The sequence below is a fragment of the Rhodococcus sp. NPDC003322 genome, assembly GCF_053589555.1.
This window is the reverse complement of sequence record NZ_JBSFSC010000001.1, coordinates 621,120-636,060: the sequence shown is the minus strand read 5'-3', so window position 1 is coordinate 636,060 and position 14,941 is coordinate 621,120. Positions and strand designations below refer to the sequence as shown.

The following is a 14,941-nucleotide window of genomic DNA, read 5'->3' as shown; positions in this document are numbered from 1 at the left end:
GCGATGAGCTACAGGATCAACTGCATGTAGGTCATGTCCAGCCAGCGGCCGAACTTGACCCCCACCTCGGGCATGACGCCGACCACTATGAAGCCGAATCGCTCGTGCAGGGCGATCGAGACGGTGTTGCCGGACTCGATGCTGGCGACCATGACGTGGACCCGGCCGGCGCGGGCGCGCGAGATCAGCTCGGTCATCAGCGCCGACGCGATCCCGCGCCGGTGATGGTCCGGATGCACGTACACCGAGTTCTCGACCGTGTGCCGGTAGCCGCTCTTTGCCCGCCACACCCCGTACGAGGCGTGGCCGGCGACCCGGCCCCCCGAGATCGCGACGATCACGGGGAACCCCTGCCTGCGCCGATCCTCGAGCCAGGCCCGGCGGTCGGCGACGTCGACGGTCTCCTCGTCCCAGATGGCGGTGGTGTTGCGGACTGCCTCGTTGTGGATCTCCAGGATGCCGGGCAGGTCCTCGTCGCGGGCGTCGCGGATCTCGATGGTCACCGTTCCATCGTGCCCTAGCGTTGGGCGCTCAGTCGCGCCTTCTCCAGCGCGCCGAGGGTGCGCATGATGGTCGCCTTCTGCTTCTCCAGGTCGCTGCGCCGCGCCCGCGCCGCCAGACCGGCCTGATCCGCCACCTGCGCCAGCTGGGCGTCGACCTGGGTCATCTGGTCCAACAGGGCCAGGGCCCGCGACTGGATCTCCTCGAGGTCCACGGCATCGGAGCGGACCGGAGCCGGCGGCGGAGTGGCCGCCGTGCGGGTGCTGCGGGCCGGGGAAGCCGAACCGCTCGCGGACGCGGAGCGGGATGCGGCAGTGGGGGACTCGGCGACGACGGCCGCGGCGCGGGGACGCAACGCCTTGCGGACCAGGGCCGGGTCGGGCGGCGTCGCGAGCTTGATCTGATTGAGCACCTGACGGGCGTCGCGGGCATTGACGCGCCACTCACGCTCTTCCTCGTCGTCCGACTGCAAGGTGCCACCGAGCGGACGCAGACCGTACATGCCGAGGAACCGGCGCGCGCCCTCGATGATCTCTTCCTTCTCGCGGCAGGTGCCGCACCGCGGCTCGTTGCGGTACATGTCGACCGCATCTTCGTCTCCGCACCAGACGCACGCTCCGGGAACCCAACGTCGGCCCGTCTGCATCTTCGTGGTTACGGCCGGAACATCGAGAGTCTGCGCGTCAATCACGACGCATGACAATAAAGCAGACCTTCCCGACCCTTCACACCGGCTCGGCACTGCACCTGGGGTTCTGCCTCCGGCCGTGATCAATCTCATGTTCGCTTGCGTTCCCCGTCCGGCCGTGAACAGGCAAACAGTTGTCGCGCAAGAGGTTTGCATCACTGCGGCGGCGCAGGCGGAGCATCGTCGGGGGCCAGCACGGCGCCGATCCTCCGGAACATCACGTCGGCCTGGTTCGAGTAGTTCCCGGCCGAGTCGAACGCGGCCTCGTCGTAGGTGACCGCGACGGCGATCGCCGCCTTCTGGGACGGCAGATACGCCATGACGCCGGCGGCTCCGGCGAACATCGGGTTCTGCATCAGCCAGTTGCCGGTGATGACGAGTCCGAGCCCATAGGTGTAGTGGTTGGACATCGGGCCGCACGTCGTGCAGCCCGGTAGCGTCGTGGTCCTGCCGATCAGATCCCGCGACACCATCTTCTGGTACGACCCCTGCGACAACAACGTCCCGGATCCGATCGCGACGGCGGTGTCGTGCAGGTCGTGGATGTTCGTGGTCTGGATGGCGCCACGGGCGAGTGTCCACGACGGGTTCCAGTACGTCGACTCCTCGTAGAACGGGACACCGGTGGGCACCTTCAACGCCTCGCGCCGCTCCGAGGTGTATGCGTGCAGTGCCGGGTCGGTGATTGCCGGTGTCCCCGGGTCGGTGGTGTTCGACAGGCCCAGCGGGTCGAGAACCTTCTCACGCATCAACGGCGCCATCGGCTGCCCGGTGATCTTCTCCACAGCCATGCCGAGGAGCACGTAGTTGGTGTGCGAGTAGTTCCAATTGGTGCCCGGCTCGTACAGCAACGGCTTCGAGGTGCTGAACGAGATCAGCTCCTCCGGGTTCCACTGCCGGAACGGGTTCTCGTAGAGCGCCGCCTCGAACGGTTCGTTCCCGATCACGTAGTCCACGTACCCGGACGTCATCTGGGCCAGCTGTCCGAGCGTCACCCTCTCACTGTGCGGGACCTCCGGTAGCCAGGTCGACACCTTGTCGTCAAGGCTCACCTTTCCTTCGTCCACCAACTGCAGCAGCAGCGTGGACAGGTAGGAGATCGCGACCGCGCCGTTGCGGAAATGCATGTCGGTGGTCGCGGTCACCCCGGGCATCGACTCGCCGAGCGCCTGCGTCACGACGTGGTGCCCGTCGACCGAGACGCTGACGATCGCCGCCTTCAGGTGCGCGTCCGCCATCGTCTCGCGGACCACCTGCAACACCGCGTCGGCCTGAGCCTGCGTTGCGTGGTCGGGGCTCGCATTGTCGGTCGCCGAGCAGGCTGCGACGAGCACGAGCGCTGCCAGCACCACCGTTGCACGCCGCATGATCGCCATGACCAGATGGTGGCACCTGGAGGGGGTACGCGCAGGGCTTCAGCGCGGGACGCGGCGCGGGGTGGTGTCAGCCGAGGACGTCGGCGAACCAGTCGACGAGAGGCCGCATCGTCTCCCACGCGGCGCGGACCTCCTTGACCGCGCGACGGCTGTCGATCCAGGAGGGGGAGGTGAACAGCCGGCCCGCGGTCAGCGACTTGTGTCGCAGCAGCTCGATCCTCGGATGATCGGTGGTGTAGCCGCGCGGCGCGGTCTTGAGGGTCTCGCCGCCGATCTCGAATCCCGCCGACTCGAGGTCGGCGGTGATCGTCTCGAGCTGCCCACCGCGCAGGTCCGTGTCCACCGCTGTGCGATAGCGGGCGACCCGTTCCGGGGTGTGTGCCCAGTGCCCACCGGCCACGAACAGTCCCCGGGCATCGATCTGGACGTAGAACCCTGCACCCGCACAGGCCTCGACGTACGCGCCCTGATGGGTCTTGTAAGGCGACTTGTCCTTGGCGAAGCGGACGTCGCGGTAGGGCCGAAAGAGCTTGCCGGAGCCGAACTCCGGCTCCAGCTCTCCGAGGAGTGCGGCCATCGGCGTGCGCACCGACTCGTCGTAGACGGCCTTGTGCGCGGTCCAGAAGCTCTTGCTGTTGTCCGACTCGAGGTCCTCGTAGAAGTCGAGCGCGGTGACGGGGAAACCGGTGAACACATACAAAAGGCTAGCGCCCGTGAGCCTTTCTGGCCCCTTCACGGACCAGAAAGGCTCACGGGCGCAGAATGCCTACGCGACGCCGTTGAACAGTGAGGTCACCGAGCCGTTCTCGAAGACCTCCTTGATGGTGCGTGCGAGCAGCGGGGCGATGGACAGCACCGTCAGGGTGGGGAAGCGCTTCTCCTCCGGGATCGGCAGCGTGTTGGTCGCGATGACCTCCTTGGCGCCGCAGGTGGCGAGGCGCTCGGCGGCGGGATCGGAGAACACGCCGTGCGTGGTGGCGATGACGACGTCACCGGCGCCGGCGTCCTTGAGGACCTTCACCGCACCGGCGATCGTGCCGCCGGTGTCGATCATGTCGTCGATCAGCACGCAGGTACGGCCCTTGACGTCACCGACGACGCGGTTCGACTTGACCTGGTTCGGGACCAGCGGGTCGCGGGTCTTGTGCACGAATGCCAGCGGCGCGCCGTCGAGGGCGTCGGCCCACTTCTCTGCGACCTTGACGCGACCGGCGTCGGGGGAGACCACGCAGACGTTGTCGGTGCCGTAGTTCTCGCGCACGTACTGGGCGAGCTGGCCGAGGGCGTGCATGTGGTCGACCGGTCCGTCGAAGAAGCCCTGGATCTGGTCGGTGTGCAGGTCGACGGTGATGATGCGATCCGCACCTGCGGTCTTGAGCAGGTCCGCGATCAGGCGGGCCGAGATCGGCTCACGGCCGCGGTGCTTCTTGTCCTGGCGGGCGTACGGGTAGAACGGCAGGATCGCGGTGATGCGCTTCGCGGAGCCCCGCTTGAGCGCGTCGATCATGATCAGCTGCTCCATCACCCACTGGTTCAGCGGCGCCGGGTGGCTCTGCAGCACGAATGCGTCGGAGCCGCGCACCGACTCCTCGAACCGGACGAAGATCTCACCGTTGGCGAAGTCGGTGGCGGTCTGCGGGGTGACCTGGATGTCCAGCTCCTTGGCAACCTGTTCTGCCAGTTCCGGGTGTGCGCGACCGGAGAAGAGCATCAGGTTCTTCTGGTTGTCGATCCAATTCGCGGTCACTGCTCTTCGCCGTCCTTGCTCGTGTTCTCGTTGTGCTGCTGCTGTGCGGAAGCGGCCGCCTCGGCGGCCGCGGTGCCGGGACGATTGCGCTCGACCCAGCCTTCAATATTGCGCTGCTTGCCTCCGGAGACGGCCAGCGCCCCCGGCGGAACATCCTCGCGCAGGACGGTGCCCGCCCCGGTGTACGCGCCGTCGCCCACCCGGACCGGGGCGACGAACATCGTGTCCGAGCCGGTCCGCACGTGCGACCCCACCACGGTACGGGTCTTGTTGACGCCGTCGTAATTGACGAAGACGCTCGACGCCCCGATGTTGCTGTGCGAGCCGATGCTCGCGTCGCCGACGTACGTCAGGTGCGGGACCTTCGTGTGATCGCCGATGTCGGAATTCTTGACCTCGACGAATGCACCCAGTTTGCCGGACTCGCCGAGCACGGTGCCCGGGCGCAGGTAGGTGAACGGGCCGACCGTGGCGCCGGCGCCGATCACCGCGTCGTCGCCGTGCGTGCGGACCACCGACGCGCGGGCACCGACCTTCACGTCGGTGAGGGTGCAGTCGGGTCCGACCACGGCGTCCTCACCGATCCACGTGCGCCCGTGCAGTTGGACGCCGGGCCGGATCGTCGCGTCCCGTTCGATGGTCACCTCGACGTCGATCCAGGTGGTCGCCGGGTCGACGATGGTCACCCCGGCGCGCATGTGGGCCTCGAGGATCCGCCGGTTCATGTCCCGCGCGAGCTCGGACAGCTGAACCCGGTCGTTGGCGCCGGCCACCTTGCCCGAGTCGGCCAGCTGCGCGGCGTACACGTCGCGGCCCGACTGCCGGGCGATCTTCACCACGTCGGTGAGGTAGAACTCGTGCTGCGCGTTGCTCGAATCCAGCCGCGACACGGCGTCCCTTAGTACCTGGGCGTCGAAGGCGTACACGCCGGAGTTGACCTCGGTGATCGCGACCTGTTCCGGGGTGGCGTCCACGTGCTCGACGATCTCCGACACCTCCCCGTCGGCGTCCCGCACGATCCGGCCGTATCCGTTGGCGTCGGTGGGGACGAAGGTCAGGACCGTCGCACCCGCCTGCGTCGGCTCCGCGAGATGCTCGTCGAGCAGCCCGCGGAGGGTGTGGCCGTCGAGCAGCGGCACATCGGCCGAGGTGACCACGACGGTCCCGGTGAAGTCCTCCGCCAACGCGGACAGGCCGCACTCGACGGCGTGGCCGGTGCCGTTCTGCTCCTCCTGGACGGTGGTGACGATCTTCCGGCCCAGTTCCGCGGCCACCTCCGCGACCGCGGCGCCGACCGCGTCCCGCTCGTGTCCGACGACGACCACCAGGTGTGCCGGGTCCAACTCCGCTGCCGCGTGCAGCGAGTGCGCGAGCATCGAGCGGCCGGAGAGGGTGTGCAAGACCTTCGGGGTCTTCGACCGCATCCGTGTCCCCGCACCCGCGGCAAGGACGATCACGGCGGTCTCGATCGGCATGAAGCTCCCTCGGAATCGACAGTGTTCTGCATCTGCAGGGTCGTGCACCTGCAGTTTTGTGGCCCTGCGTCGTTGTCTTCTCGTGAATGCGCGCGCATGCGTCAACTCCGCAAGCCTCGCTCCGCCGCCAGGACTCGAACCTGAACTATCTGAACCAAAATCAGAGGTGCTGCCATTACACTACGGCGGATTGCCTGCGGATTCGCAGAACATCCAGGGATCGAAACCCCGGCTTCGGCGGTCCGCTGTGCGCCCTAGATCCTCGCATGACGACTGGCGTCCTTGCCAACCGCCTCGCCGGAAATTCTTCCGAGGGCGCCTCGGCCGGTTCGGCGAGACCTGCCGATACGCTGACGGCATGTCGCGACCACCGCAGGCCCCCGCCGGCAAGCAGGCTCCCGCCGACAAACCGCCGCGGACCCGGATGACCGGAACGCAGCGCCGCGAGCAGCTGATCGAGATCGGGCGCAGTGTGTTCGCCGAGCGCGGTTACGACGCCACCTCGATCGAGGAGATCTCCGCTCGCGCCAATGTGTCCAAGCCGGTCGTCTACGAGCACTTCGGCGGCAAGGAAGGCCTCTACGCGGTGGTCGTCGATCGCGAGATGTCCGTGCTCTTGGAGATGGTGACCAGTTCCCTGGAACAGAACCGGTCCCGGGTCAGGGTCGAGCGTGCGGCGCTGGCACTGCTCACGTACGTCGAGGAACGGACCGAGGGCTTCCGCATCCTGGTCCGCGACTCACCCGTCTCCGCCGAGGAGGGGACCTATTCGAGCCTGCTCAACGAGGCGGTCTCTCGGGTCGGGCACATCCTGGCGGGCGACTTCTCGCGGCGCGGCTTCGATCCCGAGCTGGCACAGCTGTACGCGCAGGCGCTGGTGGGGATGGTCGCGACGACCGCGACGTGGTGGCTCGACGAGCGCACCCCGTCCAAAGAGGTCGTGGCCGCGCACCTGGTGAACCTCTGCTGGAACGGACTGACGAACCTGGAAGCGGATCCGCAACTCGGCGAGTGAGAGGGTCTGCCGCCGAGTTCGTCCGACCCGCCCGAATACAACTTCTGGTTCGAATGTACGAGTGCTGACCAGTTGCGTGTTACGTTTCGTACACACTTGACGTGGAGCGTGGTGCTTCACGCGGCGTTCATCACGAGGGCGGTCATGGTCAGGCAGGAACGCGCCGAGGCGACCAGGAACGCGGTCCTGTCGGCGGCGGCGGAGATCTTCGCCCGCGACGGCTACGCGGCGGCGAACCTCAGCGACATCATCGCCAAGTCCGGGGTCACCAAGGGCTCACTGTACTTCCATTTCGCGTCCAAGGAAGACCTCGCGCGCGGGGTGATCGACGAGGGCACGCGCAAGGTCGAGGCCGCAGGCGCGCCGCTGACGGATCTGCGCGACCCGGCCCTCGAAGTCATGATCGGGCTGTCCTACCTGGTCACCGATGTCGCGGCAGCCGATCCGGTCGTCGCCGCGATGTTCCGCCTCCACCACGAGATCGGCGACCACCGGGGGACCGGCGACAATGTCGTCGCCACCTGGCAGCGGTACCAGGTCGCGCTGGCGCGCCGGGCCCAGGAGGAGGGGGACGTCGACCCCGCCACCGATCCCGACGAGGTCGGGACCTTCATCTTCGAGACGTTGTTCGGCGTGCGAGTGGTCGCGCACGCGACCGGAACGCTCGACCAGGTGTCCGCCCGCCTGGAACGGGCGTGGCACTTCATGCTGCCCGCCCTCGTCGAGCCGTCGAAGGTCGAGTACTTCCGGCAGTTCGCCCACCGCCGCTCGCGGCGGTGACATCGCGCCGTTCCCGGCCATGACACGGCCCCGACCCGGCGGTGGCCGGGGTCCGGGACGGTCGGTCACCCGGCCTAGAATCGACCGTGGTCGTCGACACGGCGGCCGTACTCGTTCGGCGATCCAGGGGCGGTCACATTCACATGCCATCGACGCTGTCCACGGCCAACCCGGATTCCGGGCAGGCGCATCTTCCGCTCGCGGGCATTGCCCGGGTCGCGCTCGCAGGTGCGGCCTTCGACGCGGTCCGGGACGCCCTCGGTCGTGCGGAACTCGCGCTTGTCGCACCGAACCCCGTCCGGCCCTTCCTCGCGACGGCGATCGCCGAGCACAGTCAGCTGCTGTTGGTGACCGCGACCGGACGCGAGGCCGACGACCTGACGACGGAACTCCGGGAGATCCTCGGTGACGCGGTCGCCCAGTTCCCCTCGTGGGAGACCCTGCCGCACGAGCGGCTCTCGCCCGGAGCCGACACCGTCGGTCGCCGGCTGGAGGTGCTGCGTCGGCTGGCGCACCCCGAGAACGCCGACTACGGTCCGCCGCTTCGGATCGTCGTCACCACCGTGCGTTCGTTGGTGCAGCCGATGGCTCCGGGCCTCGGCGAGATCGAACCGGTCAACCTGCGGGTCGGGAGCGAGGTCCCGTTCGAGGAACTGATCACGCGGCTCGTCGAGATGGCGTACACGCGGGTCGACATGGTCGGTAAGCGCGGCGAGTTCGCCGTCCGCGGCGGCATCCTCGACATCTTCTCGCCGACCGCCGATCACCCTGTGCGTGTGGAGTTCTGGGGCGACGAGGTCACCGAGCTGAGGTCCTTCTCGGTCGCGGACCAGCGCTCGCTGCCGGAGCTGACCGTGACCACCCTCATCGCGCCGCCGTGCCGGGAGCTGTTGCTCACCGAGAAGGTCCGGGACCGCGCGTCGGCCCTGGCGCAGGACAACCAGGCCGACGCGGCCCTGGTCGAAATGCTCGACAAGCTCTCCGCCGGTATCCCCGTCGACGGCATGGAGGCGCTGCTGCCCGTGCTGCAGAACGGGGAGCTGGTGCTGCTGACCGAGGCGCTGCCTGCCGGAACCCACGTCCTGCTGTGCGATCCGGAGAAGATCCGCACCCGTGCAACCGATCTGGTGCGCACCGGGCAGGAGTTCCTGGAGGCGTCCTGGACCGCGGCCTCGATCGGTGCCGCCGCCCCGCTGGACACCTCCACCCTCGACACCTCCAGCGTCGGGGTGTCCGGCGTGGACCTGGCGGCATCGGCGTACCGGACGCTGCGACAGGTCCACGAGAGCGCGGTGGAGCAGGGACGGCCCTGGTGGACGGTCAGTCCGCTGGCTTCGGGCAGTGACACCGAACTTGTCCTCGACCTGCAGGCCGCCCCCGAGGTCCGCGGGTCGGACGAACTGCTCGCCGAGTTGTTCGTGATGCTGCGGGCCCACGTCACCACCGGCGGCCGCGCCGCGATCGTCGTCGCCGGATCGGGCACCGCGCAGCGGGTACTCGAACGCCTGTGGGACGCCGAGGTGCCCGCGGCACTGCTGGCGCCGGGCGCCGAACCGGCACGCGGGCAGGTGTCCGTGCTGTGCGGCACCCTGCAGAGCGGACTGATCCTTCCGGCGCAGCGCCCCGACGTCGGGCTGGTGCTGGTCTCCGAGTCGGATCTGACCGGCAACCGGGTCGCCGCGGCCGGTGACGGCCGGAAGCTGCCGCCGAAGCGGCGCAACCAGGTGGACCCGCTGGCACTGACCGCCGGCGACATGGTGGTGCACGACCAGCACGGAATCGGCCGATTCGTCGAGATGGTCGAGCGCACCGTCGGCGGCGCGCGCCGCGAGTACCTGGTGATCGAGTACGCGGCGAGCAAACGCGGCCACCCCGGCGACCGGCTGTTCGTCCCGATGGAATCCCTCGACCAACTCTCCCGCTACGTCGGCGGCGAGATGCCCGCGCTGAGCAAGCTCGGCGGATCAGACTGGGCGAACACGAAACGCAAGGCACGCAAGGCGGTTCGGGAGATTGCCGGCGAGCTCGTCCAGCTGTACGCCGCCCGGCAGGCGGCGCCCGGTCACGCCTTCGGCCCGGACACCCCGTGGCAGAAGGAGATGGAGGACGCCTTCGCGTTCACCGAGACCCAGGACCAGCTGACCGTCATCGACGAGGTCAAGGCGGACATGGAGAAGCCGGTCCCGATGGACCGGGTCGTCATCGGCGACGTCGGCTACGGCAAGACCGAGGTCGCGGTGCGGGCCGCCTTCAAGGCCGTCCAGGACGGCAAGCAGGTCGCGGTGCTGGTGCCGACCACCCTCCTCGCGCAACAGCACCTGCAGACCTTCACCGAGCGGATGGCCAGCTTCCCCGTCAAGGTGCGGGGGCTGTCCCGGTTCACCGATCCCGGTGAGTCGAAGGAGATCATCGCGCAGCTGGCCGACGGCGAGATCGACGTGGTGGTCGGGACCCACCGGTTGCTGCAGACCGGGGTGCGGTGGAAGGACCTCGGTCTCGTCGTCGTCGACGAGGAGCAGCGGTTCGGCGTCGAACACAAGGAGCACATCAAGGCGCTGCGGACCCATGTCGACGTGCTCACGATGTCGGCCACCCCGATTCCGCGCACGCTGGAGATGAGCATGGCCGGCATCCGGGAGATGTCGACGATTCTCACTCCGCCGGAGGAACGGCACCCGATCCTCACGTACGTCGGTGCCTACGCCGACAAGCAGGTCGCTGCCGCGATCCGGCGTGAGCTGCTCCGCGATGGCCAGGTGTTCTACGTGCACAACCGGGTCAGCTCGATCGACAAGGCTGCCAAGCGGATTCGTGACCTGGTGCCGGAGGCTCGGGTGGTGGTCGCGCACGGTCAGATGAACGAGGAGACCCTGGAGAAGACCGTGCAGGGCTTCTGGGAGCGCGAGTTCGACGTGCTGGTGTGCACCACGATCATCGAGACCGGGCTCGACATCTCCAACGCCAACACCCTGATCGTCGAGCGGGCAGATTCGCTCGGTCTCTCGCAGCTGCACCAGCTGCGCGGTCGGGTCGGGCGCAGCCGGGAACGTGGGTACGCCTACTTCCTGTATCCGCCGGAGAAGCCGCTCACCGAGACCGCGTACGACCGGCTCGCGACCATCTCGCAGAACTCGGACCTCGGTGCGGGCATGGCCGTCGCGATGAAGGACCTCGAGATCCGTGGCGCCGGAAACGTGTTGGGTGCCGAGCAGTCCGGGCACGTCGCCGGTGTCGGTTTCGATCTGTACGTGCGCCTGGTCGGTGAGGCGGTGGAGGCGTACCGCGCCGTCGCGGACGGCCGGCCGATCACCACCGACGAGGCACCGAAGGAGGTGCGGATCGACCTGCCGGTGGACGCGCACATCCCTCCGGACTACGTCACCAGCGACCGGTTGCGGCTCGAGGCCTATCGCAAGCTGGCGGCCGCGGGCAACGACGACGAGATCACCGCCGTCATCGACGAACTCGTCGACCGTTACGGTGCGCTGCCGGAGGAGGTCGGTCGGTTGGTGTCGGTGGCGAAGCTGCGGTTGCTGTGCCGTGAGTACGGGATCGAGGAGGTGGCCGTCACCGGTACCCAGCTGAAGATCTCGCCGATGCAGCTGCCGGACTCGAAGCAGTTGCGGCTCAAGAGGTTGTACTCGGCGGCGCAGTACCGGGCGACCACCGGCATGGTGCAGATGCCGTTGCCGCGGACCGGGGGTGTCGGTTCCGACCGGGTGCGGGATGTGCAGCTGTTGCAGTACATCGCGGACTTCCTGCTGGCGATGGACGGCAAGGCCGCGGGAGCCGTGGACGTGTCCGTCCCGGTGGGGGCGCCCGCGTGAGCGCCGAGGGCGGTCGACTCGGGGACGGCCTCGTCGAGGCCGCCGAGGTGATGGACCAGCTGTGGTCGTACGGCGGCTGGGAGGTCACCCAGACCCACGACTCGCTGCGCCGGTACCTGCTCGAGGAGACCTACGAGCTGCTCGACGCGATCGAGGAGGGCGACCCGGTCGGTCTGCGTGAGGAGCTGGGCGATCTGCTGCTGCAGGTGCTGTTCCATTCGCGGATCGCACAGGAGTCGGCCACCGACCCGTTCACCGTCGACGACGTGGCACGGGGGCTGGTCACCAAGCTCGCCCTGCGCAGTCCCCATCTGACCAACGGTCACACCGGCCCGATCGATGTCGCCGAGCAGGAGCGGGCGTGGGAGGTCGCGAAGGCGGCGGAGAAGGCGCGCGCCTCCTGTCTGGACGGGATCGCGATGGCGCAGCCGGCTCTTGCGTTGGCGGAGAAGGTGATCGAGCGGGCCACCAGGGCGGGGCTGCCTGCCGAGCTGGTGCCCGAGGAGTTGCGGGTGGTGCGGATCGTGGTGGGCGAGAACGCCGAGGACATGCTTCGCAAGGCCGTCCTGGCCTTCGCTGCGCGGATCCGGGCGGCCGAGCAGGCGGCGCGCAGGGCCGGGCCGGACTCCGGGGCGATCGCACCCGCGACCTGGTCGCAGGTCTGGTGACGGCGAGCCGACGGTCCGACCGTGGGACGGTGTGCAGCGTGAGGGTGCCTCCTGCACGCGTCACGTGGTGACGAAGTTCTCCGAGGTGACCTCACTACGGCCGGGCGTGACGGGGGATAGTGAAGGCCGTGCGAATACTCGTGGTGGAGGATGACCGCAACGTCGCGGAGACGGTGCGCCGCATGCTCGTGGCCGAGAGTTGGGTCGTCGACGTGGTCCATGACGGTCGCGAGGGCCTGGAGAAGGCGAGCACAGAGCATTTCGACGTCGTGGTCCTCGACATCATGATGCCCGGCCTCAACGGGTACGAGGTGGTGCGGCAGATGCGGCACGAGGGTGTGTGGACGCCCGTGATGATGCTGACCGCAAAGGACGGCGAGTACGACCAGGCCGATGCGTTCGATTTCGGTGCCGACGACTACCTGACGAAACCCTTCTCGTTCGTCGTGCTGATCGCGCGGCTGCGGGCGCTGGTGCGCCGTGGTGCACCGGTACGACCGGCGGTGCTGACCGCAGGATCCCTCACCGTCGACCCGGCGGCTCATGTCGCCAGGCGAGGCGATGTCGAACTGAACTTGACACCAAGGGAATTCGGAATGCTCGAGTACCTGATGCGGCACAAGGGTGAAGTTGTGACGAAGGCCGGGATCCTCGAGTCCGTGTGGGACGTCAACTATCGCGGTGACGAGAACGTCGTGGAGGTCTACGTCAGCTACCTCCGAAAGCGGATCGACGCGCCGTTCGGGTGCAAGGCGATCGAGACGGTCCGCGGTGTCGGGTATCGGCTTGCCGCCGACGGCGGCGGCTAGCCATCCTGCAACGGCAGGGTGAATCCGACGGTGGCACCGTCTCGTCCGTCGGCGACGACCACCTGTCCGTGGTGTGCATGCACGATCTCGCTGACGATCGCCAGACCGAGCCCCGAACCGCCGCTACCCCGTTCGCGGGCGGTGTCGAGGCGGACGAACCGTTGCAGGACACGTTCCTTGTCGGCGTCGGCGATGCCGGGCCCGTTGTCGGAGACGGTCACGCACACGTGGCCGCGATCGGCGTCGACGGTGATGGCGAAGTCGAGGTGGTCACGGGTGTGGCGGGCAGCGTTGTCCGCGATGTTTCGCAGGGCGCGGGCCAGTTTCTCCCCGTCGCCTCGCACTCGGGCCGCCACGATGCTCGCCGTGATCGTGTGGCGACCGAGTGCCTCGAGGCGGGCGACCTCCGCGCTGACCACCTCGTCGAGGTCCACATCGGCGACTCGCAGCGGGACGCCCTTTTCGTCGGCGCGTGCCAGGAACAACAGATCCGAGACCATGCCCTGGAGGCGGAGGGCTTCGGGCAGCATGACCGTCTCGACGGTCTCGGGATCGATGGGCAGCTGCTTCGTTCGGGACAGATCGAGCAGGCCGACCAGCGTGGTGAGCGGGCTGTTCAGCTCGTGTGACGCATCGTTCACGAACCGCATCTGCTGGGTCCGGGCGGTGTCGATGCGGTCGAGCATCGCGTTCATGGTGCTGGCCAGCGTCGCGATCTCGTCGCCGGTGTCCGGTACGGGGACACGCTGATCGAGGTTTCCGCCCGAGATGTCGTCCACCCGTTTGCGGATGTCGTCGACCGGTTTCAGGGTGCGCGCGACGAACCAGTAGGTCAGCAGCGCCGTCCCGAGCACGATGAGCGGGATCACGACGGCGCCCAGCTTGGCGACTAGGTGGACGAGCGAGTCGAGGCGTCCTTCGGATGCGCCCACCTCGACCGTGACCGGCCCGTCGTCGGGGGTGGTCACGCCGACCAGCGCGGCTCGGAATCCCGGACCGTCGGGCGTCGTCCTGAGGCCGCCGACCCGCGTCTCCTCGCCAGGCGCCAGACCGGGACTGAGCGGTCCGGTCGGGTAGCGCACGTCGCTGAAGACGACCCGCCCGGCACCGTCGACGACCTGGATGATGTCGACATACCGGCTTGCGGTCAGCAGCGACGCGTCGAGAGCGCCGAGTCCCTCGGACTCGGCGACCGCCGCGATCTGCCTGGCTCTCGCAGTGGTGGCCACGTCGGCGGAGTGCCGTGACGAGTTGTGGATGGCGACGAGCACCACCGCGGCGGCGGCGGTCAGCGTGACCGCAACCAACAGGGTGGCCAGCAGCGTCAGGCGGATGCGGACCGGTTTCGCCCGCCGCCGGGCCCGGCTCGCCCACGCCGGGATTCGGGATAGCACGGCTCCGACAGTAACCGTGCCGCCCGGACCGTCTGTAGCGCTACTCAGCGTCCCCTAAGTATTCCTGGGTCAGGATGAATTCGCGCACAGCGCACCACACCTGCCGCCACCCGCTGTGACGGGCTGACCAGCATCGTTCGCGACGATCGTCGCGGCGAGGCCGAAGGGACAACCTTCATGGCTACTCGTACCGGACGCCGCCTGGCCGCCGTAGGCACGCAGAGCCTGCTCGGCGGCGTCCTGAGCCAGTTCAGCAGCTAGGGGTGGTCGACACCGAGCCGAAGGAACTGTCGATGACGATGCCCGCGCGTGTTCGCGCCGCGTACTCCGCCGAGATGTACGACGCCCGCACGGCGTACGACGAAGCACAGAAGTGGACGCACCTCGAGCAGGCCCACATCCTGTCCCAGCACCACGCGTGGCCGCACACCCGCAATCACATCGCGATGCTCGCCTTTGCTCTGCGGCAACGGGATTGGCGCGAAGCCGCCGGACAGGTCCTGCGGATCGTCGTGGCCGCGCCCGCCGCCGCCCTGCGGCGATACCCCTCCGGCAACACCGGACGTACGGCCGTGGGACTCACGACGCACGTCCCGATCCCGGAGGACATGGCTCGGTTCCTCTCCGAGGCCGCCTAGACCGTCGGCGACCGCCTGGAACC

13 protein-coding genes and 1 tRNA gene are annotated in these 14,941 nt (G+C 68.4%); 6 read left to right on the top strand and 8 right to left on the bottom strand.

All coding sequences use genetic code 11. The annotated features are described in order from the left end of the window. Nucleotides 1–8: 8 nt before the first annotated feature. The 7 genes from ACWDUM_RS02930 to ACWDUM_RS02900 all read right to left on the bottom strand — a co-directional run bounded on the left by ACWDUM_RS02930 (nt 9) and on the right by ACWDUM_RS02900 (nt 5,977). Nucleotides 9–497: an N-acetyltransferase family protein gene (locus ACWDUM_RS02930; protein ID WP_450133316.1), complete on the bottom strand. Its 489-nt coding sequence runs from the start codon at nt 495–497 to the stop codon at nt 9–11. Nucleotides 498–517: 20 nt separating this feature from the next. Then, nucleotides 518–1,192, bottom strand: coding sequence for a hypothetical protein (locus tag ACWDUM_RS02925; protein WP_450132823.1), 675 nt, complete (start codon nt 1,190–1,192; stop codon nt 518–520). A 152-nt stretch (nt 1,193–1,344) separates the two neighbouring features. Beyond that, nucleotides 1,345–2,565 (bottom strand): serine hydrolase domain-containing protein, encoded by a 1,221-nt coding sequence (locus tag ACWDUM_RS02920; protein ID WP_450132822.1) that lies wholly within the window; start codon nt 2,563–2,565, stop codon nt 1,345–1,347. 67 nt (nt 2,566–2,632) lie between these two features. Then, nucleotides 2,633–3,259 carry a DUF2461 domain-containing protein gene (locus ACWDUM_RS02915; protein ID WP_450132821.1) on the bottom strand — a complete coding sequence of 209 codons (627 nt, stop codon included), beginning with the start codon at nt 3,257–3,259 and terminating at the stop codon, nt 2,633–2,635. A 72-nt stretch (nt 3,260–3,331) separates the two neighbouring features. After that, on the bottom strand, nt 3,332–4,312 hold the full coding sequence (locus tag ACWDUM_RS02910) for a ribose-phosphate diphosphokinase (protein ID WP_450114098.1): 981 nt from the start codon (nt 4,310–4,312) through the stop codon (nt 3,332–3,334). Then, a complete protein-coding gene (gene glmU / locus ACWDUM_RS02905; RefSeq protein WP_450132820.1) occupies nt 4,309–5,787 on the bottom strand; it encodes a bifunctional UDP-N-acetylglucosamine diphosphorylase/glucosamine-1-phosphate N-acetyltransferase GlmU in 1,479 nt (492 codons plus the stop codon). The genes ACWDUM_RS02910 and glmU overlap by 4 nt, the downstream gene beginning before the upstream one ends. Nucleotides 5,788–5,906: 119 nt before the next feature. After that, a tRNA-Gln gene (locus tag ACWDUM_RS02900) sits at nt 5,907–5,977 on the bottom strand. Between the two features lie 234 nt (nt 5,978–6,211). On the opposite strand from ACWDUM_RS02900, the gene ACWDUM_RS02895 reads away from it, so the two are divergent. From ACWDUM_RS02895 to ACWDUM_RS02875, 5 genes are all read left to right on the top strand, one after another. Then, nucleotides 6,212–6,802, top strand: a complete 591-nt coding sequence (locus ACWDUM_RS02895) for a TetR/AcrR family transcriptional regulator (protein WP_450114162.1) — start codon at nt 6,212–6,214, stop codon at nt 6,800–6,802. A 144-nt stretch (nt 6,803–6,946) separates the two neighbouring features. After that, a complete protein-coding gene (locus tag ACWDUM_RS02890; RefSeq protein ID WP_450132819.1) occupies nt 6,947–7,582 on the top strand; it encodes a ScbR family autoregulator-binding transcription factor in 636 nt (211 codons plus the stop codon). Nucleotides 7,583–7,725: 143 nt separating this feature from the next. Beyond that, on the top strand, nt 7,726–11,409 hold the full coding sequence (mfd, locus tag ACWDUM_RS02885; RefSeq protein WP_450132818.1) for a transcription-repair coupling factor: 3,684 nt from the start codon (nt 7,726–7,728) through the stop codon (nt 11,407–11,409). Continuing rightward, on the top strand, nt 11,406–12,077 hold the full coding sequence (locus ACWDUM_RS02880) for a MazG family protein (protein WP_450132817.1): 672 nt from the start codon (nt 11,406–11,408) through the stop codon (nt 12,075–12,077). The genes mfd and ACWDUM_RS02880 overlap by 4 nt, the downstream gene beginning before the upstream one ends. A gap of 128 nt (nt 12,078–12,205) precedes the next feature. After that, a complete protein-coding gene (locus tag ACWDUM_RS02875; protein WP_450132816.1) occupies nt 12,206–12,886 on the top strand; it encodes a response regulator transcription factor in 681 nt (226 codons plus the stop codon). Here ACWDUM_RS02875 and ACWDUM_RS02870 read toward each other — a convergent pair. After that, on the bottom strand, nt 12,883–14,280 hold the full coding sequence (locus ACWDUM_RS02870; protein WP_450132815.1) for an ATP-binding protein: 1,398 nt from the start codon (nt 14,278–14,280) through the stop codon (nt 12,883–12,885). The two genes, ACWDUM_RS02875 and ACWDUM_RS02870, sit on opposite strands and share 4 nt — an antisense overlap. A gap of 263 nt (nt 14,281–14,543) precedes the next feature. Between ACWDUM_RS02870 and ACWDUM_RS02865 the strand changes: the two genes are divergently transcribed. Next, complete coding sequence (locus tag ACWDUM_RS02865; RefSeq protein ID WP_450132814.1) at nt 14,544–14,918, top strand: DUF3703 domain-containing protein; 375 nt, start codon at nt 14,544–14,546, stop codon at nt 14,916–14,918. Nucleotides 14,919–14,941: the final 23 nt, after the last annotated feature.